We start from the raw sequence: 25,723 nt of genomic DNA, 5'->3' as shown, positions 1-25,723 counted from the left end.
ATTAAAACTCGAAATACTTTTCGGCGTTGTCATGACAGATATTTCTCACCATCCTGGTCAGGATCGCTTTGTCTTCCGGGACTTCACCGCGCGTGACCCAGCCGCCGATGAGGTTGCAAAGAATACGTCGGAAATAATCGTGGCGAGTGTATGAGATAAAGCTGCGGGAGTCCGTCAACATGCCGATGAAATTGGTAAGCAGCCCCTGGTCGGCCAGGCAGTTAAGCTGGTTTTCCATGCCTCTTCGGGTGTCGTTAAACCACCAGCCTGAACCAAACTGAATCGGTGATTTAACGCCCTCCTCTCCCGACTGAAAATTAGCAATCGCTGAGGCAACCACGTCGTTGTAGCTGGCATTGAGGTTATAGACGATGGTTTTAGGCAGCGCCCCCGCCTGGGTCATCGCATCCAACAAGCCGTTGAGCCCCTGCGCCAGCTGACTTTGGTCACCAATGGAGTCAAAACCGGTGTTGATACCAACACGCTTCACCAGAGTGCTGTTGTTATTACGAATCGCGCCAAAATGCAGCTGCATCGCCCAGCCGCGGGCCTTATAGTGCCCCGCCAACATCAAGAAAACGGCGCCGGTAAACTGCGCGTTTTCCTCGTGTGTCAGCGTCTCTCCCGCTATTTTTTTGGTGAACAGTGAGTCGATGGTTGCCTGCGAGGCATATTGATACTGTATTTCGAGCGGGCCGTGATCGGAAATACGGCAACCATGTTCATGGAACCAGTCGATGCGCCCGGCCATTGCCTGAGACAACAAATCAAACGAGGTTATCCGGGTTTTACAGAGCTCGGAGAGCTTTGCAATAAAGGCAGTAAAGTATTGCGGGCGTGCCTCAAAAATGTCATCCGGGCGGAAGGTAGGCAATACCTTTGTGGTAAAGCCAGCGTCCTGCTGTAATAAGCGATGGTACGCCAGTGAGTCCAGCGGAGAGTCGGTCGTGCAGAGCGTTTCTACGTTGGAACGCGTGATTAAAGCACGTGGTTTAAAATCATCCTGCTGCAATACTTCATTGCAGGTCCGCATGATTTCACGCCAGTTTCGGCTACTGAGATTCTCTTCAATGCCAAAATAGTATTGCAGTTCAAGATGGGTCCAGTGGTAAAGCGGGTTACCAAAACTGGATTCCACCGTTTCTGCCCACACGCGAAACTTCTCTTCCGCGCTGGCGTTACCAGTAATATACTCTTCTCCAATGCCATTCGCTCGCATCGCCCGCCATTTATAATGGTCACCAGCCAACCACAGCTGAGTAATATTTTCGAACGCCTTATTTTCATAAATTTCTTTTGCGTCAAGGTGACAATGGTAATCAATTATCGGTAAATGCCTTGCGACATTCTGATAAAGTACACGTCCATGTTCGTTATCGATCATGAAAGCGTCATTAATAAATTTCATCTCGTTCCCTCTATTATTATCCCGCAGAGAACCAGGCCACTATTACGGCAACCTGGTTGCAGTATTAGTTGTTGCGGGCTACGTCCACCGGACGGCACTGACATTCAGCGGCATCTTCTTGAATACTGAGATCGCGATCTTTAACTTCGGGCATTAACACGGCGGCAACCAGTCCAATAATCGAATAAGTGATTAGCATGACGACAAGTGGCCACCAGGAACCCGTTGCATTGACGAATATACCCGCCAGCACCGGCCCAAAGCCCACGGCAACCAAACCACCGGCCTCTTTTGAAATAGCCATGCGTGTGAAACGGTTTCGGGCACCAAATATCTCCGCCATAGTGATATTCTCCAGTGCAAACAGTCCCAACACCGCGACATTATGAATAACAATAATACTGGCCATAATAGCGCTGACGCTCTGGCTCCTATCGATAATTATCGATAGCATTGGATAGGCAAGAAGGATCGCAGAAATATTGACGATAATATAAGGCACGCGGCGGCCAATCTTATCCGATAACCATCCAAGAAGAGGAATGGTGATGAAACCGATAATGGAGCTGATCATCAGGGCATCCGTCGGAATACTCTTATCAAACAGCAGCGTCTGCACCAGGTAGCCCGCAAGGAAGGTTTGAATCAGCCCGGAGTTTCCAGCCTGGCCAAAACGTAAACCGGTTGCCAGCCAGAATGACTTACTGGTAAACATTGCCCCCATGGAGTGGGTATTATCGTTCTCATTTCCTACCTTTGCCGTTTCGCCTTCATTAACCTTTTCAAAGACGGGACTTTCTTTGAGATTAATACGAAGCCAGATGGCAAAGATCATGACCACTGAGCTTGCCAGGAATGGAATTCGCCATCCCCACGCAACAAGCTGATCTTTCTCAAGGACGAAGAACATCATCGCCCAAATTGCCGTTGCCGATAACGTACCGCAGTTAGTCCCCATTGCGACCAGTGACGAAATAATCCCACGCCGTCCCTTAGGAGCATATTCAGCCAGCATTGTTCCGGCCCCGGAGATTTCAGCGCCAGCACCGAGCCCCTGGATAATACGCAAAACAACGAGTAATAATGGAGCAAAAATACCTATTTGCGCATACGTTGGCAATACGCCAATCAGGGTCGTACAGATACCCATCATAGTAATTGTAATAAATAACACTTTCTTACGGCCAATGGTGTCACCCATTCGACCGAATATAAACGCCCCGACAATTCGTGCAATATAACCCGCACCATAGGTTCCCATTGCCAATATTAACGCCATTGCGGCAGACTGCTCGGGGAAAAATATCTCATGGAACACTAATGCAGCGCCCAGAGAATAAAGCTGGAAATCCATAAACTCAAGTGCAGTACCAAGCCAACCGGAAACGGCGGCCTTGACAAGATCTGAAGTGCTTCTTTCCGATTGCTGATTATGTATTATGTTTGTCGTCATAATTATGATCTCTGCAATTTATTGTTGTAGGTACAGAAAATATATGAGTGCAGAAGCTATGATTTAGAATTTCAATAAGACCTTACAGCAGTGCTGCCCATCATTTTCGAAAGTATTCATAGCGTCAATAATCTGGAAATAATCAAATTGGTGGGTAATCAATTTTTCAGGGTGAATTTTCCTTTCGACCATCCAGCTAATCACCTGGGGGAAACGATTACTGTTCAGACGTGAGCTATAAATTGAGATCTCCTTACTGGTGATCCCCTGCTGGCTGATAACGCAGGGCGCATCTGAGAAGCCCAGGATGCCAATTCGAGCGGCTGGCGAGGCCAGGCGGATTGCCTCCGGTAAAATCGAGGGGTGGCAGGCAGCATCAATAATCACCGTGGGGCGAATCCCAAGCCGGGCCAGTTCATCAGCCAGATCGAGGCTGGAATTATTGATTATTCGGTCTGCACCGTTTGCTTTAGCCATTTGCAGGCGCTCATCAATACGATTGACAACAATCACTTCTTTTACGCCATAAACGCCGCGCAAAGCCTGAATGGACGTTAGCCCCATCGGTCCAGCACCGTAGATCAACGCAGTGTCCAGCGGGCCCGGTTTCAGCTGATTGCAGATATTCGCCGCAATGGTAAATGGCTCTATCATCGTGGCTTCACTATCGTGAATAACATCCGGTACAACGTGAGCATTCTTAGCCGGCAGCGTTACATATTCACTAAAGCCGCCGTCCCGATGCACCCCGATAACCTGGAGTTCAGAGCATACATTCGGCCGCCCGACTGAACACGGATAGCAATGCCCGCAGCTGACCACAGGATCGCCAACAATACGCTCACCAATGCGCTCAACAGCAACGCCTGTGCCTACGGCATCAATACACCCTAAAAACTCATGCCCAATAACGCGGGGGTATTTAGCAAAAGGATTATGTCCTCGCCAAATATGCAGGTCGGATCCGCAAATACCCGCGCTGATAACACGAATACGAACTTCCCCTGCCTGTGGCTGCGGTATTTCACGCTCCTCAATAACCAGGTCATTAGGCGCTCTGACAGTAATAGATTTCATTATATTTACTCCGGTGATTTTCCCTGAAAAACAGCGGGTGTGCTTTCACCCGCAGCTCAATGTGTTCGCTATGACTGAAATCTCCATACAGAAAGGCACTACGCATGACGAAACGGAATAATTTCAGTTACCAGTTCCAGAGCGTTCCGTCTTCCAGACGTGCTACCGGGAGATAAGCCGGTTCGTAGGGATATTTAGCCGCGAGCTTTTCGTCGAACTCGATACCTAGCCCAGGTTTCTCGCCAGGGTGCATCAGCCCTTTATCGAACGTCCAGCTATGCGGGAAGACTTCCAGCATCTGCTCGGAATACCCCATATATTCCTGCACGCCGAAATTTGGCACCCAGAGATCGAAGTGCAGCGCGGCGGCCATACAAACCGGTGACAAATCAGAGGGGCCGTGAGAGCCGGTGCGAACCTGGTAGAGAGAGGCAAAATCAGCAATACGGCGCATGCCGGTAATACCGCCCGCATGGGTGATGGTGGTACGGATGTAATCGATGAGCTGCTCTTCAATAAGCTGCTTGCAGTCCCAGATGCTGTTAAACACTTCACCGACGGCAATCGGCGTCACCGTATGCTGGCGGATCAGGCGGAAGCATTCCTGGTTCTCCGCTGGCGTCGGATCTTCCATCCAGAACAGACGGTAATCTTCAATGCTCTTACCAAACCGCGCCGCTTCGATCGGCGTAAGGCGGTGGTGCATGTCGTGCAGCAGATGCTCGTCAAAGCCGAACGCCGAACGAACCGCATCGAACAGCGTTGGCGTAAAGTCGAGGTATTTTTCGGTGGACCACAGCTGCTCTTCCGGCCAGTCTCCTTTCGTCGCAGGTTCATAAGCCTGCCCTTTCCCTTTTGCCATACCATAGGTGGTTTTCATGCCCGGTACGCCACACTGCACGCGAATGGCCTTAAAACCCATCTCTTTATGGCGAGCGTAGTCGTCCAGTACTTCATCAATGGAATGACCGGTTGTATGGCAGTAGACCATTACGCCTTCACGAGAGGCCCCGCCTAACAACTGGTAAAGCGGCATTCCGGCTGCTTTTGCTTTGATATCCCAAAGTGCCATATCAATGGCCGAGATGGCGGACATGGTGACCGGGCCACGGCGCCAATACGCCCCTTTATAGAAAAACTGCCAGATATCTTCGATTCGGTGCGCGTCACGCCCAACGAGCTGCGGGCAGAGATGATCTTTAAGATAAGACGCTACCGACAACTCGCGACCGTTAAGCGTAGCGTCGCCCAGACCCGTTAATCCGTCATCCGTGGTGATTTTCAACGTAACAAAGTTACGTCCAGGACAAGTGACAAATACCTCAGCCTTTACGATTTTCATTCATTGTTTCCTTACGGCAAATTGCTACAACGGTAAATATTCGTGCAGAAGTTACTCCCCAATTAACTACCATACAAGTATGCAAATGTCGATAATCGTAGATAAGTCACATTTAAAATGTGACTTTATGAAACGGTTACAATTTGAATGAGAGAAAAATCAGGCAGGAAAAAACACAGGAAAATCAGGCCCGGCCCCAACCGGCAACGATAATTAGCATACCGCAGAACGCAATGACTGCCCCCGTCCAGTCATAGACGCTGAGCTTTACGCCATCCACAATTCTCAGCCACAGCAGCGCGGTAACCACATAAACGCCGCCGTAGGCCGCATAGACTCGTCCGCTAGCTGCCGGGTGCAGCGTCAGGAGCCAGACAAATATCGCCAGTGACAGCGCGGCAGGAAGCAATAATAGCGGTGAACCATTGCGCTTCAGCCATAGCCACGGCAGGAAACAGCCAATAATTTCCGCCAGTGCGGTAGCAAAAAACAGCAGGGTTGTTTTGATCATATTGTCTTTTATTCAGTAATAATGGTGTCCATGAGCGGCGTAATTAGGCGCCCACTAAGCCCAATGATATGATTAGTTTCGTTAAACCTAAAAGGAAATCACAATGAACTCAATCCTTCGTAAGTCTCTGTCATGGATGCCGTTAGCCTTGCTGGGTGCCGCATTCATGGTTTCCGTACCGGTTCAGGCAGACACCAACTTTGTCGTTGTCCAGCCGGGTTCCGGGAACGCCGTCGGCGGCCAGGAAAATTCACTGACCCGCCAGCGTGCGGCGGAAGAAAAAGAACAGTGGAACGACACCCGTACCTTGCGCCATAAGATCAACCGCCACAACGAAAAAGTGTTCGACCGTGAGTCTGCACGCGGTGATAAAAACTGGGATAAACAGGATGCCGCACAGGACAATTTTGATAAATGCCAGCAGAGTGCAAATGTGAACGTTTACTGGGAACCAAATACCTTGCGTTGCCTGGATCGTCGCACCGGCCGCGTAGCTAATCCATAATTAAACCTGTCCAAACGAGGCTTCTGCCCGCAGTCGCCTCCCTATCATCCGCGCAAGGATTTGCTATGAGTCATGAACTGTCTATCAGACTTCGCCCACTTGAGCGCGAAGACCTCCGCTTTGTCCATCAGCTGGATAATAACGCCAGCGTGATGCGCTACTGGTTTGAAGAGCCTTACGAGGCATTCGTTGAGCTTTCCGACCTGTATGACAAACACATCCACGATCAGAGTGAACGCCGTTTTGTGATCGACTGCAACGGCGTGAACGCCGGGCTGGTGGAGCTGGTAGAAATCGATCATATTCACCGCCGGGCTGAGTTTCAGATAATCATCACCCCGGAGTTTCAGGGCAAGGGGCTCGCTTCTCGCGCCGCCAAGCTGGCGATGGATTACGGTTTTACCGTGCTCAATCTCTACAAGCTCTACCTGATTGTCGATAAAGAGAATGAGAAAGCGGTACATATTTACAAAAAGCTGGGCTTTATCGTCGAAGGCGAGCTGATTCACGAATTCTTCATTAACGGTCAGTACCGCGATGCCATTCGCATGTGCATTTTCCAGCATCAGTTCCTGGCGCAGAAAGCGCCTGAAAACACCCTGCTAAAACCAACCGCTCAGTAACAATTGCGCCCCGGCGCAGGTGAACCACATTCCTGATGCATGTTCACCTGCCGCCGCATGAAACCTCCACGACAGCGGCTTGTCCTCCTTTTCCCGTTTCGCTTATTTTCCAGCCAGTCGGACGCGTTTTCCCGGCAAACCGATCAATCAGAACTAAAATAATAGGGTCGTATAATTTTGCGTTTAAAAGGTAACGGCTATCAAATTCGTAGGCCCATTCAGATATTAATTATCGATCGTACAGACTATCGTTAGCGGGCATACATATAACGGAGAGCAAAATGAGCAATTCTACTGACTTACACGACGCTTCCTCAGCGGGCGCAGGAAAGTGCCCATTTCACCACGGCCAGAGCACGGATATCGCCGGCGAGGGAACCAGCAATCAGGACTGGTGGCCGCATCAACTGCGCGTCGACCTGTTGAACCAACACTCCAACCGCTCTAACCCACTGGACGGCAACTTCAGCTACCGCAAAGAATTCAGCAAACTCGATTACTACGCCCTGAAAGGCGACATCAAAGCGGTGTTAACGGATTCTCAGTCCTGGTGGCCTGCAGACTGGGGCAGCTATATTGGTCTCTTCATCCGCATGGCGTGGCACAGCGCAGGAACCTATCGTTCCCGCGACGGCCGCGGTGGCTCCGGACGTGGTCAACAGCGTTTTGCTCCTCTTAACTCATGGCCAGATAACGTCAGCCTTGATAAATCCCGCCGTCTGCTGTGGCCTGTTAAACAAAAATATGGCCAGAAAATTTCCTGGGCTGACCTGATTATTCTTGCCGGCAACGTGGCGCTGGAAAATGCGGGCTTCCGTACCTTTGGCTTCGGTGCCGGTCGTGAAGACGTGTGGGAACCAGACCTTGATGTTAACTGGGGCAGCGAGAAAGAGTGGCTTGAGCACCGCCATCCGGAATCGCTGGCTCAGGCACCGCTTGGCGCCACCGAAATGGGCCTGATTTACGTGAACCCGGAAGGCCCCGAGCACAGCGGTGACCCGCTTTCAGCAGCGCCTGCTATTCGTGCCACCTTTGGTAACATGGGTATGGACGACGAAGAGATCGTCGCGCTGATTGCCGGGGGCCACACTTTAGGTAAAACGCACGGCTCTGCCGCCGCCACCCACGTGGGTGCCGATCCGGAAGCTTCACCGCTCGAAGCACAGGGCCTTGGCTGGGCAAACAGCTACAACAGCGGCGTAGGCACAGATGCCATCACTTCCGGTCTGGAGGTGGTCTGGACGCAAACGCCAACCCAGTGGAGCAACTACTTCTTTGAAAACCTGTTCGGCTATGACTGGGTGCAAACCCGCAGCCCGGCAGGCGCTATTCAGTTTGAGGCGACCAACGGCCCGGATATCATTCCCGATCCTTTTGACCCGTCCAAAAAACGCAAACCAACGATGCTGGTGACCGATCTTACGCTGCGCTTCGACCCGGAGTTCGAGAAGATTTCTCGCCGCTTCCTGAACGACCCGCAGGCCTTCAACGAAGCCTTCGCCCGCGCCTGGTATAAACTGACGCATCGCGATATGGGGCCAAAAGCGCGCTACATCGGGCCGGAGGTGCCAAAAGAAGATCTGATTTGGCAGGATCCGTTACCGCAAGCCACGCACGCCCCGTCCAGCGCGGATATTGAAGCTCTGAAGCAAACTATTGCTGACTCTGGCCTGTCCGTCAGCGAACTGGTGTCTGTCGCGTGGGCTTCAGCCTCAACCTTCCGTGGCGGCGACAAACGCGGCGGCGCGAACGGTGCCCGACTGGCTCTCGCGCCACAGCGTGGCTGGGAAGTCAACGCCGTTGCGGCTCGCGCCCTGCCGGTGCTGGAAGCCATTCAAAAGGCCTCCGGTAAAGCATCTCTGGCCGATGTTATCGTGCTGGCCGGCGTGGTGGGTATTGAGAAGGCCAGCCACAGCAAAGTGCCGTTTACGCCGGGTCGCGTTGACGCCACTCAGGAGCAGACCGACATCGAATCCTTTGAGCTGCTGAAACCGGCCGCCGATGGCTTCAGAAACTACCGCCGTGTCGCCAATGCCACGTCGACCGAAGCACTGCTGATCGACAAAGCGCAGCAGCTGACGCTGACCGCGCCTGAGCTGACGGTGCTGATCGGCGGTTTGCGTGCGCTTGGGATTAACTACGATGAAAGCCAGCACGGCGTGCTGACCTCTCGTCCGGGCGAGCTGACGAATGATTTCTTCGTCAATCTGCTGGATATGCGCACCGAGTGGAAAGCCGTTGACGGCGGCAGCGAACTGTTTGAGGGCCGCGATCGCCTCAGCGGTGAAGTGAAATACACCGGCACCCGCGCCGATCTAGTCTTCGGTTCTAACGCGGTACTGCGCTCGCTTGCGGAAGTCTATGCCAGCCAGGATGCAGAAGAGAAATTCACCAAAGACTTTATTGCCGCGTGGACGAAAGTCATGAACCTTGACCGTTTCGACCTGCAGCAATAAACAAAAGGAGGCTTTTAGCCTCCTGTTTTTTCTCTCAATAAGGGAAGGTATTACGCCTTCCCTTTTTACTGCTTATTCTTCGCCGAAGTGGATCACGGTGCGAATTGATTTGCCTTCGTGCATCAGATCAAAGGCCTCGTTGATCTTATCCAGCGGCATACGGTGAGTGATGAACGGATCGAGATTAATCTTGCCCGCCATGGCATCTTCCACCATGCCCGGCAGCTGTGTGCGCCCCTTCACGCCACCAAACGCTGAGCCCCGCCATACGCGGCCGGTAACCAGCTGGAATGGGCGAGTTTTAATTTCCTGACCCGCACCGGCCACGCCGATAATCACGCTCTCTCCCCAGCCTTTGTGGCAGCATTCCAGCGCGGATCGCATCACGTTCACGTTGCCGATGCATTCGAAGCTGTAATCAACCCCGCCGTCCGTCAGCTCAACGATCACGTCCTGAATTGGCTTCTCGTGATCTTTCGGGTTGATACAGTCGGTCGCGCCCATTTCGCGGGCGAGGGTAAATTTCTCAGGGTTGGTATCAATGGCAATAATGCGCCCGGCTTTTGCCTGCACCGCGCCCTGAATGACCGCCAGGCCGATACCACCGAGGCCAAATACCGCAACGGTATCGCCTTCTTTAACCTTCGCCGTGTTGTGAACTGCGCCAATACCTGTCGTTACGCCGCAGCCAAGCAGACAGACTTTGTCCAGCGGCGCCTGAGGATTTACCTTCGCCAGGGAGATCTCCGCCACAACGGTGTATTCACTGAAGGTGCTGGTACCCATGTAGTGATAAATGGGCTCGCCCTTGTAGGAGAAGCGGGTCGTGCCATCCGGCATCAGTCCTTTCCCCTGTGTGGCGCGAACCGCCTGACAAAGGTTCGTTTTGCCGGATTTACAGAACTTACACTCGCGGCATTCTGCGGTGTAAAGCGGAATGACGTGATCGCCCGGCTTCAGGCTGGTCACGCCCTCGCCCACTTCAACCACGATACCGCCGCCTTCGTGGCCCAGTACCGCCGGGAACACGCCTTCCGGATCGTCGCCGGAGAGCGTAAAAGCATCGGTATGGCAGACGCCGGTGTGGGTGATTTTCACCAACACTTCACCTTTTTGCGGTGGCGCAACGTCGATTTCAACAATTTCTAAAGGTTTACCCGGCCCAAAGGCCACCGCAGCACGTGATTTCATCGTTTTCTTCCTTTTGGTGAGGGTGTTTTTATTTTAGATAAGAACGTAGCAAAGCCCCGACTTCCGCCATGCGCAGCGCGCGCTGCTCTTCAGACGTGTCGCCGGTGACCAGCTCATCTTTAAGGTGAATTTCCATCATTTCGCCCATCAGGCCGTTTGCTGCGCCGCGAACGGCCGCGATCTGCTGCAAAATAGCGAGACAAGGCTCGCCGTTTTCCAGCGCGCGCTCCAGCGCTTCCGTCTGCCCACGAATGCGCCTGACACGGGTCAAAATGCGTTTTTTGTCTTCCGGAGAGTGTGGCATAGCCGCCCCTTTATACTGTAGGGGGGTATAGTACCGTAATCTTTAGGCTATTGATAATCTTATATTTTATATAATTATCAGCCACTTAAAAGTAACCACAAACAGACATCTGGGGACATATACAGTCATTGACATGCCCCCAAATCTGCCCAGCGTTTTTCTACGTTAAGCGCGGCCGCATTCGCGATCTATGGTGAGCTGTGAAATCCACGCCGGTTTGAACGGTCCTGGAGTCTGACGCTCAGTGGAACCAAAACTCACGTTAAGAAAGTAGTGAACTTCCTCTGGATGGACCGGTATATGTAGAGTAAAAGCTCAAACATGCTGAAATTCCTTCTGAAATATATTTCCCTAAGGGACAATGATTGGGCATGTACGACTTCCCGGACAACGTCGGGGATAATTTAATATACTATATGACTCAGGCATTTAATAATCTGCGCTCACGCCAGAAAGCATAACTACAGGTTATAATAATTAACGCAGAAACCAAAGTGTGTGAGTTCCAGTACATAATTCCTATCTGAGGGACAATGGTATTTTGAAAACCTCCAGAATAAGGAGGTTCATTACTTATTTTAAACGTAACAAACCATATTATTATTACAAGTATAAACCGGCCAAACAGCCATGCAATAAAAGGCAACAGTATAATATACACCCCCCCAAGTTTCTTATTGGAACTCAATAAGATGAAGCACATCAATGGTATCAAAGCTGGTATTATACCTGTTGCCCATGTTACTATTAGTTGCCAGACAGGAATATTCCATTGAGTTAAAACATTCCACCACAAAGTAACATCGGACGGGAATGTTCTATAAAGCAATAAAAAACTGACAGCCCCCCAAATTATCGCTGATTTCAACGTGTTATTTATCAATCTGCTATCCTCCATTATTTCTATAGTCCTTTTGTGGCTTAGTGCCACATTTCACCGTCAGTACCGATCCCTCGTCAATAAACCGGCATGCCAGGCCCCTGAGCATCAAAGGCTTTTATCAGTTGGATCACTGTTGACTGGTTGGTACCCTTACGTAACCATAAAGTCGTATAAAGCATAAAAATGTACCTTAAATCGAATGTCGGACAATTTGCATCCATTATTGCAAACTTAGAGGTTATAGATGAATTTATATTTTATCTAATTATCGATTGGTTGTGGAAAATTAAAGCCTGCACATACGATACACGCCCGGCCTTATTGTGACATCGAGACAGGTGAGGCTCTTCTGCCCCCGCCGAATGAACTGTTCAGGCGATCGATCTCACTGAAAAGCACCATCAGATCGTTGCTGTCCAGCCCAATCAGCTCAAGCTCGTGAACCAGTGACTGCAGGAGCAACTGCTTGCGGGCATCAGGCGAACCAGAGGACAACGCCGCTTCAATCAGCACGAAATTAGCACTCCGCGGGCGTTCAAGGTCAGGATATGTTGGGTCCACATAAAACGAATCGTCGTCGAGACTCATAAAGCGCTGGAACAGATCGTTATGGGGGTAGCCGGTTGTGACTGTGGCAGCGTGAATGGCAGCCGAAATTCTTTTTTTATCTAACGTACCGGTGCTTCGCAGCGTGACAGTAAATACAGGCATGGTCTGGCTCCTCAGGATAGTAAAAAGAGTCTACTGCCTTCCGCTCTTATAGATAGCCTGAAAACTGTTTCGCGCTGTAACCAGGCTGATGACTCCCGCGGCTTCTGCATACTTCACTTTTTTATCCCACCACCACATCACAAACCAACTCAACAGCCCCGCTTTTCAGCACCTTTTGCGTGACTGGCTTAAGGTTCAACACCTTACTCACCGGCAGCAGCGGTATCCCCGCCCCGATAACGACCGGGATCTGGGTGATAAACAGGCGCTGCAGCTCGTCGGCTTCTGCAAACAGGGCGGCGGTTTTGCCTCCGCCGACCAGCCAGACGTCTTTGCCTTTGGCGGCCATACGCGCCTGCGCCGCAACCATGGAGGCAGCGCCCTGCACCAGGGTGATGTTTTTCCCCTCAGGAATGGAGAGCGAACGATGCGTGACGATAAATGCCGGAACGTTGGCATAAGGCCAGGCCTCTGGCGAATTTTCGAGGATCCAGCTGTAGGTTTCAGCCCCCATGATCACCGCCCCGACGGTCCGATAGAAATCATCGTATGGCGTCGCGTCATCCCCCAGCGGGAAGGCCATTAACCAGTCCAGCTTGTGGTCGCTGTCGGCAATGTAACCATCCAGCGTCACGGCTACGTAATAGACCAAATCTGCCATCCTTTTCCCTCTCAGTCAGACAATTATGCGCCTGATAATACAGGGATAAAAATACATCGCCACTGCCAGTTTTAGGCTTGCATTTCTTCATCCCCTCGCGCCTGGCGGCGTATCACCTGCGGCGGCTGGCCGTAGGCACGAAGGAACGCGCGGCGCATTCTGTCGCGCTCGCCAAACCCGGTTTGCCGGGCAACTTCGTCGATGGAACGGGCGCTGGTTTCAAGCAGCATGCGGGCGGACTCAAGGCGCAAATGCTCTATCGCCCGCGCGGGCGACTGCCCGGTTTCTGCCTGAAAACTGCGGCTAAACTGCCGGGGCGATAAACTGGCCACCGCGGCCAGTTCCTCAACGCTGAGCGCGTTTTCCAAATGGGCACGGGCGTAAGTCATCACTTTCTGAATACGGTCCGATTTTGGCTCCAGCTCAAGCAGGGAAGAAAACTGCGACTGGCCGCCGGAGCGGCGATGATAGAGCACCAACTTTCGGGCTATAGTACGAGCGATATCCGGCCCCAGGTCGTCTTCAATCAGCGCCAAAGCCAGATCGATGGCTGCCGTCATGCCTGCTGAAGTCCAGTAAGGCCCGTCGCAAATAAAAATCTTGTCTTCTTCCACGCTGATACCAGGAAAACGCTGCTGTAGCGCGCGCGCGTACATCCAGTGCGTGGTGGCTCGCCTGCCCTCCAGCAATCCGGCTTCGGCCAATAAAAATGTCCCCAGGCAGGCGGCGGCTACGCGACGCGCATAGGCCGCCGCCTGGCGAACAAACTCGATGGTCGCGGGAGAAGCCTGTTCCATGGTGGCGCCGAACAGCAGGAGATCGTACTGCGTATCGGCCATTGACTCGGTCACCACGTCAAACCCTGCCGATGTAGGCACCCTGCCGCCGTGCTCTGACAGCAAATGCAGCTCATAAACCGGCTCGCTCGCCATCAGGTTAGCGACTTCAAACGCCGTGATGACGGCAAATCCCATGGTGGAATAACCGGGAGTCACGACAAAACCTACTTTCTGCATGATAAGCACCGCCGCATTTAATGATGTCATAAAAAGACGGTTATATGACATTTAAGACAAAAAAAGCCAGTGTTAATGTTGCTTTCGTCAATTACCCCCCTTTTCAGGAGTCACACAATGAGCAACGCATCTAAAGGCACCGCCCTGGTCACAGGCGCATCCGGCGGCATCGGCGCAGTCTACGCTGCCCGTCTCGCTAAACGCGGCTATGACCTGATTCTGGTCGCCCGCAATACCGATCGCCTGAACCAGGTTGCCCGACGCATTCGCGAGGAAAGCGGGCAAGCGGTTGAGGTCGTCACTGCCGATCTGGGTAACGCGGCAGAACTGCTTCAGCTCGAAACGCGGCTAAAAAACGACACGTCTATTTCGTTGCTGGTTAACAACGCTGGCTTCGGCTCAAAAGAAAGCGTACTGGAAGCCAGCGTGGATGAAATGACGGCGATGATAGACCTCAACGTTACCGCTTTAACCCGCCTGACCTATGCGGCAGCCCCGGCGATGGCAGCCCGGAAACACGGCACCATCATCAATATCGCCTCGATTGTGGCCATCGCGCCTGAATTGCTGAACGGCGTTTACGGCGCCAGCAAAGCTTATGTGCTGGCATTGAGCCACTCTTTGCAGCATGAACTGGCGGGATCCGGCGTGCGTATTCAGGCCGTGTTGCCAGGCGCAACCGCCACGGACTTCTGGAACATCGCCGGCGTTGGCGGCCATGAAAACCTGCCGCAAAGCTGGGTGATGAGCACCGAAGATATGGTCGATGCCTCACTGGTCGGCCTTGACGCCGGTGAGAAAGTCACTATCCCTGCATTACAAGCAGGCAGCGACTGGGATAACTGGGAAGCCGAACGCCGGGCGATTAGCACCCGCCTGAGCGCAGCCCAACCAGCCCCGCGTTACGCCAGATAACCTTACGCACTATTTTATCCCGCAAGATGCCGCCTTCCGGCGGCATTATCGCTACGATCAATGAGATCGGCAGCGCATAGCATAACCTTACCAATTAAATACAAATGATAATGAGTATCATTTGATCGCTTTGTTTGTTAACATCCCGCCCGCTATACATCATCGATATCAATATAAACAGCCAGTGAAGGCTACCTCCGGGCAAAAGATATGCGTAAAAAATTGATCCTTGCGTCTTTGACAGCGTTAGCCAGCCTGGGCCTCAGCGCCTGCAGCCAAACCACTCACACTCCTCCAGCGGCCAGCCAGGTCGCGATGACTCGCGGGCAAATCATTGATTTGCACAGCGGCGAAATGCTCACCGATCGGCAGCTGCTGGTAAAGCTCGCTGGCGCTCAACGGCTTATCGTCGGCGAAAAACACGATAACGCCGAACATCATCAGATTGAGCTCTGGCTGATGCAAAACCTGCAGCGGGAACGCCCGCAGGGCAGCGTGCTGCTGGAGATGCTGACGGCTGGCCAGCAGCCACGCGTCACCAGGGTTAAAAGCTGGCTGAAGGAAGACCCGCTGGTGCGGGATAGCCATATCCAGGAACTGCTTAGCTGGCAAAAAGGCTGGCCGTGGGAGATGTACGGCGGCGTTGTCACCGAGGCGCTTCGTGCCCCTTACCCTCTGCTCAATGCGAATATCAACCGCGACGAGATAATGCGTCTTTATAAAGAGCCGCATTTCCCTGAAGGCAAACTTTCGACGGCCCCTGCCGTGCAGGCCGCGCTGACGGAGACCATTATTGCGATGCACGAGGGGAATATTGAAGGCCAGCAGCTGACAGCGATGCTGGCGATTCAGCAGCAGCGTGACCGCTATATGGCGCAACAATTGCTGAATGCCCCCGCTCCGGCGCTGTTGATTGCCGGCGGCTACCACGCGTCTAAAAGCTTCGGCGTTCCGCTGCATATGGAAGATCTCTCCCCTTCATCACGGCCGGTTGTGCTGATGCTGGCGGAAAAAGGCATGAACGTCACCGAGGCTCAGGCTGATTACGTCTGGTTTGTCGCCCCGGCCGCCGCAAAACGGTAAGCCGGGAATGACAGATACATTTTATGCGCATCCGACAAGCGGAAAAGGCGTGTGGTTTACCGTTTCTTTGCTCCTGCACGGCCTGCTTTTTTTAGCCCTGATTTGGCAGGCAACGGAGGTGCAGCCTGCCTTACAGCCTGCACCCGCCGTGATGCTGCAGTGGTCGGATAACATCGAAGCACCGGCCTCGAAGCAGCCGCTTCCCGTGGGGATTACACAGCAGGAGTCTGCGGCCGCAGAGGAAAAACAGCAGGCCGAAGACAATCAGCAGAGGCCGCTGCCGGAGGATAAAAACGCGGTGATTGAAGTCACCCGGCAGAAAAAAGCTGCCGAAGGCGAGAAGAAGAAACCGCGTCCGCCGCGCAACGTCAGGGAGCAAACCAGCGACAATAGCCAGGCGTCCGTCTCGACCAATGCCGCGCCTCAGGCCAGCGTTGTTTCATCCCGCATTGCCGCGCCGTACAACAGCGATGCCGCGAAACAAAACAGCCTTGAAGACTCCTGGGAGAGCCGCGTAAAAGGCCATCTTAACCGCTTTAAACGCTACCCTGCTGACGCCCGCAAGCGCGCCCGCACGGGCATCTCGGTCGTGACGTTTACCGTGAACGCTGCGGGAGAGGTTATTGGAAGTTCGCTGAGCAGCTCGTCGGGAACACGCTCGCTTGACCGCGAAGCGATTGAGGTTTTAGAGCGCGCCCGGCCGCTGCCCAAACCACCCACCGAACGCTTAAAGGGAGGCGTTTATAGCGTGATGATGCCAATAAACTTTGACCTGACGGAGCTGGGCCGAAGCTAGCGCTACGCTCCCCGCTACCTGAATTTTATTTTTATGCTGACTATTTCGGCAGGGCGCCCTGTCGCCTGACGCTAAGGACGTATTATGGAAAAACTATGGAAAGCTACGCCGCTGTTCATCGCCTGTTCGCTTTACGCGAGCTGCGCTGCCGCCGACATGCCCCGGCCGCCCGCTACGGAAAAAATCCCCCACGAGCTGATTGAACATGGCGATATCCGCGTGGATAACTATTTTTGGCTCAGGGACGACAGCCGCAGTGACGCAAAGGTACTGCGTCACCTGGAAGATGAAAATAACTATGCCCGTCAGGCTCTCCAGCCCGCCACTGAATTAACGGAGAAGTTGTATCAGGAGATGGTCGCGCGGATGAGCCCGGAAAATCGCTCGGTCCCCTTCCAGCGCAATGGCTACCTCTATCAGGACGTTTACCTGGCCGGGCAGGATTATGCCGTCAGCCAGCGCCAGCCAGCAGGAAGTAAAAACGAATGGCAGACGCTGGTTGACGGGAATCAACGCGCCAAAGGCCATGCCTATTATCAGCTAAGCGGCCTGGTAGTCAGCCAGGATAACCAGATGATGGCTATCGCGGAAGACACCGCCGGTCGCCGCCAATACCGCCTCTCGCTACGTGATTTACAAAGCGGAAAATGGCTCGCCGAAACTATCGACAACACCTCCGGGAATATGGTCTGGTCAAACGATGGTCACTATCTGTTCTACGTGCGCAACGATCCCCAAACGCTGGTGCCCTCGCAGGTCTGGCGGCACCGGCCAGGGACGCCGGTGACAGAAGATAAATTAGTCTATCAGGAGAAAGATGGCGGCTTTTATCTCGGCCTCTCCCGCTCCTCGTCCGATCGTTATTTGATTATCACGCTCAGCGCCAGCACGTCGTCAGAAGTACGCCTGCTGGATGCCGACAGGCCGGAAGCGCCGCCGGTGCTGTTCGCCGTTCGCAGCCCCGGAATTGAGTATTATCTCGATCATTTTGGCGACGATTTCTACCTGCGCGCAAATCAGGAAAGTGCCAATTTCGGGCTGTATAAAAGCCACGCCCCGGGTGACAAATGGCGGCCCGTTGTCGCGCCTCAACCTGGGAAAATGGTGGAAGGGTTCACCCTGTTTAAAGACTGGCTGGTGGTGGCTGAACGCCAGGACGGGCTGAGCCAGATCCGCAAGATTCACTGGCTGAACCACGGTGAGCAAACGCTGAAATTCGATGATGCCAGCTATATGGCCTGGCTCGGCTACAACCCGGATCCACAGTCCGGCAAGCTGCGCTACGGTTACTCCTCGATGACGACCCCAACCAGCACTTACGAATGGGATTTAGCCAGCGGGGAACGTACCCTGCTTAAACGGCAGGAGGTGAATAACACCGACCCGCAGGACTACCATAGCGAACGGATTTGGACCACGGCACGCGACGGCGTGAAGGTGCCCGTTTCGCTGGTCTATAACAAAAAAATGTTCAAACCGGGCCACAGCCCGCTGCTGGTGTATGGCTACGGCGCTTACGGAATGAGCATGGATCCGGCCTTCAGCGCCAACCGCCTGAGCCTGCTGGATCGCGGGTTTGTCTTTGCTATCGTTCACGTGCGCGGCGGCGGCGAGCTGGGCCAGCAGTGGTATCAGCAGGGGAAACTGGAGAACAAGCAGAACAGCTTCAACGATTTTCTTGATGCCACGCATAGCCTGGTTAAACAGGGCTTCGGCCAGGCCGGCAGGCTCTATGCCATGGGCGGAAGCGCGGGCGGCCTGCTGGTTGGCAACGTCATCAACCAGCAGCCGGCCCTCTTTAACGCCGTGGTCGCGCAGGTGCCGTTTGTGGATGTGGTGACAACCATGCTGGACGAATCACTGCCGCTCACGGTGGGCGAATATGACGAATGGGGTAACCCACACCGGAAAGCAGACTATCTGCGACTCAAATCCTGGAGCCCGTACGACAACGTGAAGCCTTCGCACTACCCTAACCTGCTAGTCACCAGCGGCCTCAATGACTCGCAGGTGCAGTATTGGGAACCCGCCAAATGGGTCGCTAAGCTGCGGGAAAACCAGCAAGGCCCCGGCAAAATACTTCTGCTGACCGATATGCAGGCCGGGCATGGCGGTAAATCAGGCCGAATAAAACGCCTGGAAAATACCGCGCTGGAATACAGTTTTATTCTGGAGGCAGATAAACAGCGCTAACCGGAAACCCCTCCCTTATCGGGGAGGGTTCGTTAAAGCGACATAATTATAAAAATAACTTTTATTTTATTACGATACTTCAAGGACACGTATGAACGTAAATAAACTGGCCGTTGCCCTCGGCTCGGGCATGCTATTGCTCAGCGCCAGCGGGGCGGCACAAGAAAATAATGATAAAAGCAGCGGAGATAAAAAAGGCTCGGCGGTATTTAGCCCGCTTAACGTTTCCGCCGGGAATATCACCAGCGAACAAGAAGCGCTGGAAAAACCTGGCGCCACCAGCTCTCGCTCCACGGGAAAAAACCTGCAGTCCCTGGACGCCACGCTGCGGAGCATGCCCGGCACCTATACCCAAATCGATCCCGGTCAGGGCACGGTGAGCGTCAATATTCGCGGCATGAGCGGCTTTGGCCGGGTTAACACCATGGTAGACGGAATTACCCAAAGCTTTTACGGCACCACCACGTCAGGCACAACCGTTCACGGCTCCACCAACAACCAGGCCGGCGTGCTCATCGATCCTAACTTTTTGGTCGGCGTGGACGTCACGCGCGGTGACAGCAGCGGCTCGGCGGGGATTAACGCCCTGGCGGGAAGCGCAAATATGCGCACCCTTGGCGTGGATGACGTTATTTTTAAGGGCAATGATTACGGACTGAGATCGCGATTCTCGGTAGGCAGCAACGGTATCGGGCGCAGCGGAATGATTGCCGCCGCAGGGAAAACCGACGCCTTCACCGATACCGGGAGCTTCGGCGCCATGGCCGCCATCAGCGGCAGCTCTATTTATTCGAATTTCTCCAACGGCTCCGGCATTAATAGCGAAGAGTTTGGTTATGATAAATTCATGAAGCAGAACCCGAAGTCCCAGCTTTATAAAATGGACATCAAGCCCGATGAATTTAATAGCTTTGAGCTGTCTGCCCGAACTTATGAAAATAAGTTTTCGCGCCGCGACATCACCAGCGACGATTATTATATTAAATACCACTACGCCCCGTTCTCTGAGCTGATTGATTTTAACGTCACGGCCAGCACCAGCCGTGGCAATCAGAAATACCGCGATGAGTCGCTGTACACCTTTTACAGCACGTCCGCGCAAAACCGTTCCGATGCGCTGGACATAAGCAACGTCAGCCGTTTCAGCCTGGGTGATAATGACCTGGCGTTTACGCTGGGCGGCAAGCTGATGCGCACCCGCTACACCAAGCTCATTAATTCCGCCGCAGGCGATGAGAAAACCAACCAGGAGTCGATCGAAAACAATCCGTTCGCCCCTTCCGGGCGGCAGGATATTTCGGCGTTATATACCGGGCTGCAGGTGAAGCGCGGTATCTGGCAGGCAGACTTGAACCTCAACTACACGCAAAACAGAATCACCGGTCACAAGCCGCCCTGTGACGAACGCGTTATCTGCGTCCCGCAGGGAAGTTACGACGTCGATGAGCGAGAAAGCGGCTTTAACCCGTCGGCCCAGCTGTCGGCTCAGGTCACCCCCTGGCTTCAGCCGTTTGTCGGCTACAGTAAGTCGATGCGTGCGCCAAATATTCAGGAGATGTTTTTCTCCAACTCCGGCGGGGCTTCCATGAACCCCTTCTTAAAGCCTGAACTCGCCGAAACCTGGCAGGTCGGTTTTAATATCGACACCAAAGACCTTATCGCTAAGCAAGATTCGTTGCGCTTTAAAATGCTGGGCTATCGCAGCAGGATCCAGAACTATATTTTCAGCGAATCTTACCAGGTCTGCTCCAGCGGGAGAAAATGCAGCATGTCCGAGGTCATTGGCAACGACTGGGCGGACATGAGCGACGACTACAGCGACAATATGTACATCTACGTGAACTCTGCCACCGGCGTCACCGCCCAGGGCGTTGAGCTGGAGATGGACTACGACGCAGGGTTCGCCTTCACCCGTCTCTCCTTCAGCCAGCAGCTAACCGACCAGCCAACGTCCATCGCCAGCACCTACTTCGGCGCCGGAGATATGACCGAGCTGCCAAGAAAATATATGACGCTGGATGCCGGGGTGCGTTTCTTCGATGAATCGCTGACCCTCGGGACGATCGTCAAATACACCGGGAAAGCCCGCCGGCTGTCGCCTGATTTTGAAACCGATGAGCATACGGGCGCCATCATTAAAGAGGATTTGCCGCAGATCCCGACGATTATCGATCTCTACGGCACCTACGAGGTGAACCGCAATCTGATGCTGAAGCTGACGGTGCAAAACCTGATGAACCGGGATTACTCAGAGGCGCTGAACAAGCTCAATATGATGCCTGGGCCGGGCGATGATGCGAGCCGGGCCAATACCGCACGCGGCAGAACCTGGATCTTTGGCGGCGAAGTTCGCTTCTGATCGTCCCCCCATCGCCCGGAAGCATCCGGGCGATGTACGTTTAGCGGTACTTCATGTGCCGCAAATCCTCAATCAGCTCTGGGCCAACGGGCCGCCAGCCCGTTTTCTGCTGCGTCTCAAGGCTTGAGGCCGACATATCATGCGCGGCAAAGTTAGCGAGCCAGCCAAAATGGTCGCTGGCTTTGTCGGCGTCAATGCTGCACACCGGTACGCCAAGCCCCTGGCCAATTACCTCCGCAATCTCTTTAGTGGTGATACCCTCTTCCGCCACGGCGTTGTATCGCTCGCCCGCCATTCCTCTTTCTACCGCCAGAACATAAAGACGCACCGCGTCGCTCACGTGTACCGCCGACCAGCGGTTTTTGCCCTCTCCGATATAAGCCGCCACGCCCTTCTCCCTCGCCAGTTCAATCAGCGGAGTGATAAGCCCTTGCCTGACGGTGTCATGCACCTGCGGCAGGCGAACAAACGAGGCGTTAACGCCCCGCTCAAGCAGGCTTACTCCAGCGATTTCCGTGACTTTGCGCGGATTCGGCGTCAGGACGTTATAGCCCGCTTCAGTCGCTGGTTTGCCCGGTTCCGTTGCCCCCATAGCCACAAAAGAGGTGATGACCATAGGCCGCGATGACCCCGCCAGCGCGTCCCCCATCGCACCAATCACTTTGCCGTCAGCCTCGCAGTTGGCGACAAACGTAGAAAAGTCGTGATTAAAAGCGGTGTGAATTACAGCGTCCGCAAGATCCGCCCCATGCTGCAGGCTGGCCAGGTCATCCAGATCGCCAAAATGTGCTTTCGCTCCCCATGACTTCAGAGCCGCAGCCCCGAGTTCGGATCGCGTTAGCCCCAGCACCTGATGCCCCGCCGCGAGCAGCTGTTGAACGATGGCCGAGCCAAGAAAACCGGTCGCCCCGGTAACAAAAATACGCATAGTCTTTATCCCAAACCGTAACCAAGGACTGAGTTGCCGCCCGACGGGATTTACTGTAAACAGAGGGCAGAATACGAACAATGTTCAAAAGTCGCCATTTTTGGTCTTATCGTCCGGAGTTGATATGGATCCGCTGTCTGAACTGCTTTCCCTGCTTAAACCCCAGAGCTATGCCTCGGGCGGCGTTGCTCTGCACGAAACGATGGCAATCCAGTGGCCTGAGCATGCCGGTATTAAATGTTATGCCGTGGTTTCCGGGCGCTGCTGGCTCACCGTTGAGGGGATGAACGAGCCGCTGCTGCTGCAGGCCGGAGACGGTTATCTTCTGCCGCCCGGGCCACCGTTTTGCCTGGCGACTGAACCTGACGCCACGCCGGTGGACTTCTATACCCTGCGCGAGGCTGGAAAGCTGGGGCCAGATGTTGTCCCCGGCCAGCAGGAAAACTGCTTCCTCGTCGGCGGCCATTTTGTGCTGAGCGGGGAAGCGGCCGACCTGCTGCTGAGCTCTCTGCCGCCGGTGGTCTGTATCCAGCACCCGGAAAGCAAAGCGGCGATGCGCTGGGCGCTGGATCAAATGACTGACGAAGTGCGTAATCCCCGGCCCGGCAGCGCGCTGATAACCCAGCAGCTGGCGTGGATGATGCTTATCCAGGCGCTGAGGCTGCACTTAACCCACCAGCCCGCGGTCGGCTGGCTTTATGCTCTGGCGGATAAACAGCTGAGCCTCGCCCTGACCTGCATGCATAAAGATCCCGCGTTTGGCTGGACGCTTGAAAAACTGGCAGAACATGTGGGGATGTCACGATCGGCTTTTGCTGCACGGTTTAAAGCGGTGACGGGCGCATCCGCTATCGACTACCTGACGCGCTGGCGAATGATGCTGGCCTGCGACAGGCTGCGCCAGTCAGGAGATTCACTGGCGCGTATTGCAGCGGATTTAGGCTACGAGTCGGAAAGTGCGTTCGGGAAAGCGTTCAAGCGGGTGATGGGCTGCTCGCCCCGGCAGTATTCAAAAAATTAGCGGCTGCACGGCACACCGGAGCAACCGCTGCCGGGAGATTATTCTCGCTCTCGCTTGCCCGGCATCATTCGCAGCAGCGTATTGTCCTTCCAGACGTAATGGTGGAACAGCGCGCCAACGGCGTGAATGCCGATAACGAAATAGCCGGTATTGGCGATAAGTTCATGCCAGGACTTGATGCTGAACTCCAGGTCTTCGTCCGGCACCGCCGCCACCGGCATTTGTAGGCCAAAAGCGACCCACTCACTCCCGCGATAGTACATCGTCAAAAAGCCCAGCACCGGCAGCGCAATAAACATCAGATAGACAATCGTGTGGACCAGGTGGGAGATACCGATAACCGCCGGATGCGGCTTCGGCACAATGGGAGGTGCGCGGAACTTAATGCGAACCAGCAGACGAGCGACCATCAACACCAGCACAGAAATCCCACAGGTGAAATGGATAGAATTGATGAGCGGCCGGTAGCTACGTGGCGCAAATCCACGCAGTTCCATGGCGCAGTACGCTCCGACAACCAGCAAAAAGACCAGCCAGTGGAGCGAAATCTGTAACGAGGTATATTTAGTGCGCATGAATGACCCTGCCCTGAAATAACGTTAAATGCGAGGATAACGAAGAAACATTAAAAGAGCATTAACATCAACGTATTATGGACGTTAATTTGTTTCAGCGTGTAATTTTTTAGCCTTAACGGTGTTCAGGGCAAAGCCCGAGGTTTACAGCCCGCGTTCGCGGATCATTGCGCTCAGCGCCATATCCTGCTGGAGAGCGTGCCAGGCGGCCATCACCTGCGGCGGAATATCAACGTGAACGATGAAGTCTCGCCCCTGTGGACCATAGCCGGTTGCATCGTCACGCAGGCGAGGAATTTCACCCAGCGCCAGCGATACATAGCGCTCCAGCGGCCACAGGCCCTCAGCCTCTCCGGCAAAAACGGTGCCCTGCTCGCCTGCAATTAACTCCGGCACTACGCCCGGCCAGCTCAGCCATTCAGGTGCCTGCGCATCACCTTGCCAGACTCGGGAGAAGGCCGCGACGGTGCGGCGCTGCATGGTCGGGTCCTGAACAATCAACACGCGCGTTGGGCTCAGGCCCAGTTCGGCCATCTTAGCCACGCTAAAGCGCGCGTTTTCGCCGCAGTTGGTCGATTTCTCTTCGAGGATGATTTTTTCGTTTGGGACTTTCCAGAACTGGTGGGCAATATCCTTAAGGATTGCCGCTTCGGAACGCCCGGTAGTGGGAATGCTGTTATAACGAGGATGACGGGCTATTTCGGCGTAGAGATACGTCGTGGAATGGCCTATTCCGCCGGCGATCAGCAGCGTTTTTTCACCGTTAGCGGCAAACTCGCAGGCGGCGTCAATGGTTGGCATCACGGCATTACCGGCCAGGATAATCAGCTCGGCATCCTGAGCCTGCGGCGCACCTGTAAAATCGCTTTGCGCCAGCCATTGTCCAAGAGTGTTAATGGCCTGGATAGTGGGTTTACTCAGGGTTGGGGATGTCATCATCAGCTGGTCCCTCCATGTTAAAAACCAGTGTCTAGCCTAACCCGGTCAATCCGCCGGGCCTATCAGATGCCGCTGAAAAGGCTCAATCAGACGGAAAGCGACTTTTGCAGCAGCAGGCGGTGCTCGTTTGGGGTGCCCTTTTGCTCAAGCTCTACCAGCTGGTAGCCGTTTTTGAGCAGCATCATCAGCATGCCACGGAACTTGTTGCGGGTTTTCACGGTAAGCGTGCGGTAGCCCTGTTCCATCGCCCATTTTTCCTGCTCAACCAGTAAAGCCTGAGCGACGCCGTCCCGTCTGAACTCGGGTAAAACGCCGCCCAGCCAGCTGTAAAATTCTGTTTCGCTCAGCGCATAGCCAAGCTTGAACCCGGCTGGAGTGTCATTAACGCAGGCGATGAGCTGGCTGGTCTGGCGACTGGAGAGCCGCGCCTGAAGATCCGCCACGCTTCGGCAATCTTCAAACTCCGGTAAACGATGATAAAGCTCGAGGATCTCCGTGAGAGAGGCTTGCCGCACGGTAAGCCCGGTATCCTGGAAGGTCATCCCCCGATAAGGTTTTTCCCTGCAGGCCGCCAGGCGGCTGGCTAAATCCCCCACGTGCAGCTCTAGCTGGTGGTTATCGGGGTCAAGAAAGTTGAACCGCCCCGGTTTTCCGGGAGAGTGTTTTGTCTGTGAACTCAGGCTGCCAGATCCTTATTCCCGATGGAAGCGTACCAGGCCTTTTCCGCTTCTGCCGGTGGGATATGACCCAGCCGTTCCAGTAACCGTTTGTTG

The 25,723-nt window shown here is 54.0% G+C and carries 23 protein-coding genes and 1 pseudogene; 9 read left to right on the top strand and 15 right to left on the bottom strand.

The genetic code is table 11. The features are described from left to right. Position 1: 1 nt before the first annotated feature. From uxaC to VGM55_RS17000, 5 genes are all read right to left on the bottom strand, one after another. Positions 2-1,408: a glucuronate isomerase gene (uxaC, locus tag VGM55_RS17020; RefSeq protein WP_154185687.1), complete on the bottom strand. Its 1,407-nt coding sequence runs from the start codon at positions 1,406-1,408 to the stop codon at positions 2-4. Positions 1,409-1,472: 64 nt separating this feature from the next. Next, positions 1,473-2,861 (bottom strand): MFS transporter, encoded by a 1,389-nt coding sequence (locus tag VGM55_RS17015; RefSeq protein WP_331636111.1) that lies wholly within the window; start codon positions 2,859-2,861, stop codon positions 1,473-1,475. Positions 2,862-2,924: 63 nt separating this feature from the next. Further along, positions 2,925-3,938 carry a Zn-dependent oxidoreductase gene (locus VGM55_RS17010; protein WP_331636110.1) on the bottom strand — a complete coding sequence of 338 codons (1,014 nt, stop codon included), beginning with the start codon at positions 3,936-3,938 and terminating at the stop codon, positions 2,925-2,927. 127 nt (positions 3,939-4,065) lie between these two features. After that, the gene (gene rspA, locus VGM55_RS17005; protein WP_154185693.1) at positions 4,066-5,280 is read right to left on the bottom strand and encodes a starvation-sensing protein RspA; all 1,215 of its coding nucleotides are present in this window, start codon (positions 5,278-5,280) and stop codon (positions 4,066-4,068) included. A 184-nt stretch (positions 5,281-5,464) separates the two neighbouring features. Further along, complete coding sequence (locus VGM55_RS17000) at positions 5,465-5,791, bottom strand: YnfA family protein (protein WP_154185695.1); 327 nt, start codon at positions 5,789-5,791, stop codon at positions 5,465-5,467. A gap of 103 nt (positions 5,792-5,894) precedes the next feature. On the opposite strand from VGM55_RS17000, the gene VGM55_RS16995 reads away from it, so the two are divergent. The 3 genes from VGM55_RS16995 to katG all read left to right on the top strand — a co-directional run bounded on the left by VGM55_RS16995 (position 5,895) and on the right by katG (position 9,375). Next, positions 5,895-6,296 carry a DUF1283 domain-containing protein gene (locus VGM55_RS16995; protein ID WP_154185697.1) on the top strand — a complete coding sequence of 134 codons (402 nt, stop codon included), beginning with the start codon at positions 5,895-5,897 and terminating at the stop codon, positions 6,294-6,296. 65 nt (positions 6,297-6,361) lie between these two features. Further along, positions 6,362-6,919, top strand: a complete 558-nt coding sequence (speG, locus tag VGM55_RS16990; protein WP_154185699.1) for a spermidine N1-acetyltransferase — start codon at positions 6,362-6,364, stop codon at positions 6,917-6,919. 281 nt (positions 6,920-7,200) lie between these two features. Beyond that, on the top strand, positions 7,201-9,375 hold the full coding sequence (gene katG, locus VGM55_RS16985; RefSeq protein ID WP_331636109.1) for a catalase/peroxidase HPI: 2,175 nt from the start codon (positions 7,201-7,203) through the stop codon (positions 9,373-9,375). A 72-nt stretch (positions 9,376-9,447) separates the two neighbouring features. On the opposite strand, the gene VGM55_RS16980 is transcribed toward katG, so the two are convergent. From VGM55_RS16980 to VGM55_RS16960, 5 genes are all read right to left on the bottom strand, one after another. Further along, positions 9,448-10,566, bottom strand: a complete 1,119-nt coding sequence (locus VGM55_RS16980; RefSeq protein ID WP_154185703.1) for an S-(hydroxymethyl)glutathione dehydrogenase/class III alcohol dehydrogenase — start codon at positions 10,564-10,566, stop codon at positions 9,448-9,450. Positions 10,567-10,594: 28 nt separating this feature from the next. Further along, positions 10,595-10,870: a metal/formaldehyde-sensitive transcriptional repressor gene (locus tag VGM55_RS16975; protein ID WP_154185705.1), complete on the bottom strand. Its 276-nt coding sequence runs from the start codon at positions 10,868-10,870 to the stop codon at positions 10,595-10,597. 1,201 nt (positions 10,871-12,071) lie between these two features. Beyond that, positions 12,072-12,464, bottom strand: a complete 393-nt coding sequence (locus tag VGM55_RS16970; RefSeq protein ID WP_154185707.1) for a tautomerase family protein — start codon at positions 12,462-12,464, stop codon at positions 12,072-12,074. Between the two features lie 121 nt (positions 12,465-12,585). Then, the gene (locus VGM55_RS16965; RefSeq protein ID WP_331636108.1) at positions 12,586-13,125 is read right to left on the bottom strand and encodes a dihydrofolate reductase family protein; all 540 of its coding nucleotides are present in this window, start codon (positions 13,123-13,125) and stop codon (positions 12,586-12,588) included. Between the two features lie 71 nt (positions 13,126-13,196). Beyond that, positions 13,197-14,141: a GlxA family transcriptional regulator gene (locus VGM55_RS16960; protein ID WP_331636107.1), complete on the bottom strand. Its 945-nt coding sequence runs from the start codon at positions 14,139-14,141 to the stop codon at positions 13,197-13,199. A 117-nt stretch (positions 14,142-14,258) separates the two neighbouring features. Here VGM55_RS16960 and VGM55_RS16955 point away from each other — a divergent pair, with 117 nt between their 5' ends. The 5 genes from VGM55_RS16955 to VGM55_RS16935 all read left to right on the top strand — a co-directional run bounded on the left by VGM55_RS16955 (position 14,259) and on the right by VGM55_RS16935 (position 21,487). Further along, positions 14,259-15,056, top strand: a complete 798-nt coding sequence (locus VGM55_RS16955) for an SDR family oxidoreductase (RefSeq protein ID WP_331636106.1) — start codon at positions 14,259-14,261, stop codon at positions 15,054-15,056. 210 nt (positions 15,057-15,266) lie between these two features. Beyond that, complete coding sequence (locus tag VGM55_RS16950) at positions 15,267-16,139, top strand: ChaN family lipoprotein (protein ID WP_331636105.1); 873 nt, start codon at positions 15,267-15,269, stop codon at positions 16,137-16,139. Between the two features lie 7 nt (positions 16,140-16,146). Then, positions 16,147-16,935, top strand: a complete 789-nt coding sequence (locus VGM55_RS16945; protein WP_331636104.1) for a TonB family protein — start codon at positions 16,147-16,149, stop codon at positions 16,933-16,935. 84 nt (positions 16,936-17,019) lie between these two features. Beyond that, positions 17,020-19,128, top strand: coding sequence for a S9 family peptidase (locus VGM55_RS16940; protein WP_331636103.1), 2,109 nt, complete (start codon positions 17,020-17,022; stop codon positions 19,126-19,128). 91 nt (positions 19,129-19,219) lie between these two features. Next, complete coding sequence (locus VGM55_RS16935; protein WP_331636102.1) at positions 19,220-21,487, top strand: TonB-dependent receptor domain-containing protein; 2,268 nt, start codon at positions 19,220-19,222, stop codon at positions 21,485-21,487. A 40-nt stretch (positions 21,488-21,527) separates the two neighbouring features. Here VGM55_RS16935 and VGM55_RS16930 read toward each other — a convergent pair whose 3' ends face one another. Next, entirely contained in the window at positions 21,528-22,415 is an 888-nt protein-coding gene (locus tag VGM55_RS16930; protein WP_331636101.1) for an SDR family oxidoreductase, read from the bottom strand. Positions 22,416-22,539: 124 nt separating this feature from the next. Here VGM55_RS16930 and VGM55_RS16925 point away from each other — a divergent pair, with 124 nt between their 5' ends. Then, complete coding sequence (locus tag VGM55_RS16925; protein ID WP_331636100.1) at positions 22,540-23,436, top strand: AraC family transcriptional regulator; 897 nt, start codon at positions 22,540-22,542, stop codon at positions 23,434-23,436. A gap of 38 nt (positions 23,437-23,474) precedes the next feature. On the opposite strand, the gene cybB is transcribed toward VGM55_RS16925, so the two are convergent. The 4 genes and pseudogenes from cybB to VGM55_RS16905 form a co-directional block, all read right to left on the bottom strand. After that, the gene (cybB, locus tag VGM55_RS16920; protein WP_331636099.1) at positions 23,475-24,011 is read right to left on the bottom strand and encodes a cytochrome b561; all 537 of its coding nucleotides are present in this window, start codon (positions 24,009-24,011) and stop codon (positions 23,475-23,477) included. A 144-nt stretch (positions 24,012-24,155) separates the two neighbouring features. Further along, complete coding sequence (locus VGM55_RS16915; protein WP_331636098.1) at positions 24,156-24,950, bottom strand: YdcF family protein; 795 nt, start codon at positions 24,948-24,950, stop codon at positions 24,156-24,158. 86 nt (positions 24,951-25,036) lie between these two features. Then, complete coding sequence (locus VGM55_RS16910; protein ID WP_331636124.1) at positions 25,037-25,492, bottom strand: GNAT family N-acetyltransferase; 456 nt, start codon at positions 25,490-25,492, stop codon at positions 25,037-25,039. Further along, positions 25,484-25,585, bottom strand: a pseudogene (locus tag VGM55_RS16905) (glutathione transferase); the annotation flags it as partial. The pseudogene VGM55_RS16905 and the gene VGM55_RS16910, both read right to left, overlap by 9 nt. Positions 25,586-25,723: the final 138 nt, after the last annotated feature.

The sequence above is a fragment of the Cedecea sp. genome (assembly GCF_036500665.1).
Taxonomy (GTDB): domain Bacteria; phylum Pseudomonadota; class Gammaproteobacteria; order Enterobacterales; family Enterobacteriaceae; genus Cedecea.
Note: the sequence above shows the minus strand (reverse complement) of the source record. Positions and strands in the feature narration are given on the sequence as shown.

What these genes read in the sequence shown, in the direction of transcription:
- uxaC (WP_154185687.1), bottom strand. Translation starts at nt 1,408, where the DNA reads ATGAAATTTATTAATGACGCTTTCATGATCGATAACGAACATGGACGT.
- VGM55_RS17015 (WP_331636111.1), bottom strand. Translation starts at nt 2,861, where the DNA reads ATGACGACAAACATAATACATAATCAGCAATCGGAAAGAAGCACTTCA.
- VGM55_RS17010 (WP_331636110.1), bottom strand. Translation starts at nt 3,938, where the DNA reads ATGAAATCTATTACTGTCAGAGCGCCTAATGACCTGGTTATTGAGGAG.
- rspA (WP_154185693.1), bottom strand. Translation starts at nt 5,280, where the DNA reads ATGAAAATCGTAAAGGCTGAGGTATTTGTCACTTGTCCTGGACGTAAC.
- VGM55_RS17000 (WP_154185695.1), bottom strand. Translation starts at nt 5,791, where the DNA reads ATGATCAAAACAACCCTGCTGTTTTTTGCTACCGCACTGGCGGAAATT.
- VGM55_RS16995 (WP_154185697.1), top strand. Translation starts at nt 5,895, where the DNA reads ATGAACTCAATCCTTCGTAAGTCTCTGTCATGGATGCCGTTAGCCTTG.
- speG (WP_154185699.1), top strand. Translation starts at nt 6,362, where the DNA reads ATGAGTCATGAACTGTCTATCAGACTTCGCCCACTTGAGCGCGAAGAC.
- katG (WP_331636109.1), top strand. Translation starts at nt 7,201, where the DNA reads ATGAGCAATTCTACTGACTTACACGACGCTTCCTCAGCGGGCGCAGGA.
- VGM55_RS16980 (WP_154185703.1), bottom strand. Translation starts at nt 10,566, where the DNA reads ATGAAATCACGTGCTGCGGTGGCCTTTGGGCCGGGTAAACCTTTAGAA.
- VGM55_RS16975 (WP_154185705.1), bottom strand. Translation starts at nt 10,870, where the DNA reads ATGCCACACTCTCCGGAAGACAAAAAACGCATTTTGACCCGTGTCAGG.
- VGM55_RS16970 (WP_154185707.1), bottom strand. Translation starts at nt 12,464, where the DNA reads ATGCCTGTATTTACTGTCACGCTGCGAAGCACCGGTACGTTAGATAAA.
- VGM55_RS16965 (WP_331636108.1), bottom strand. Translation starts at nt 13,125, where the DNA reads ATGGCAGATTTGGTCTATTACGTAGCCGTGACGCTGGATGGTTACATT.
- VGM55_RS16960 (WP_331636107.1), bottom strand. Translation starts at nt 14,141, where the DNA reads ATGCAGAAAGTAGGTTTTGTCGTGACTCCCGGTTATTCCACCATGGGA.
- VGM55_RS16955 (WP_331636106.1), top strand. Translation starts at nt 14,259, where the DNA reads ATGAGCAACGCATCTAAAGGCACCGCCCTGGTCACAGGCGCATCCGGC.
- VGM55_RS16950 (WP_331636105.1), top strand. Translation starts at nt 15,267, where the DNA reads ATGCGTAAAAAATTGATCCTTGCGTCTTTGACAGCGTTAGCCAGCCTG.
- VGM55_RS16945 (WP_331636104.1), top strand. Translation starts at nt 16,147, where the DNA reads ATGACAGATACATTTTATGCGCATCCGACAAGCGGAAAAGGCGTGTGG.
- VGM55_RS16940 (WP_331636103.1), top strand. Translation starts at nt 17,020, where the DNA reads ATGGAAAAACTATGGAAAGCTACGCCGCTGTTCATCGCCTGTTCGCTT.
- VGM55_RS16935 (WP_331636102.1), top strand. Translation starts at nt 19,220, where the DNA reads ATGAACGTAAATAAACTGGCCGTTGCCCTCGGCTCGGGCATGCTATTG.
- VGM55_RS16930 (WP_331636101.1), bottom strand. Translation starts at nt 22,415, where the DNA reads ATGCGTATTTTTGTTACCGGGGCGACCGGTTTTCTTGGCTCGGCCATC.
- VGM55_RS16925 (WP_331636100.1), top strand. Translation starts at nt 22,540, where the DNA reads ATGGATCCGCTGTCTGAACTGCTTTCCCTGCTTAAACCCCAGAGCTAT.
- cybB (WP_331636099.1), bottom strand. Translation starts at nt 24,011, where the DNA reads ATGCGCACTAAATATACCTCGTTACAGATTTCGCTCCACTGGCTGGTC.
- VGM55_RS16915 (WP_331636098.1), bottom strand. Translation starts at nt 24,950, where the DNA reads ATGATGACATCCCCAACCCTGAGTAAACCCACTATCCAGGCCATTAAC.
- VGM55_RS16910 (WP_331636124.1), bottom strand. Translation starts at nt 25,492, where the DNA reads ATGACCTTCCAGGATACCGGGCTTACCGTGCGGCAAGCCTCTCTCACG.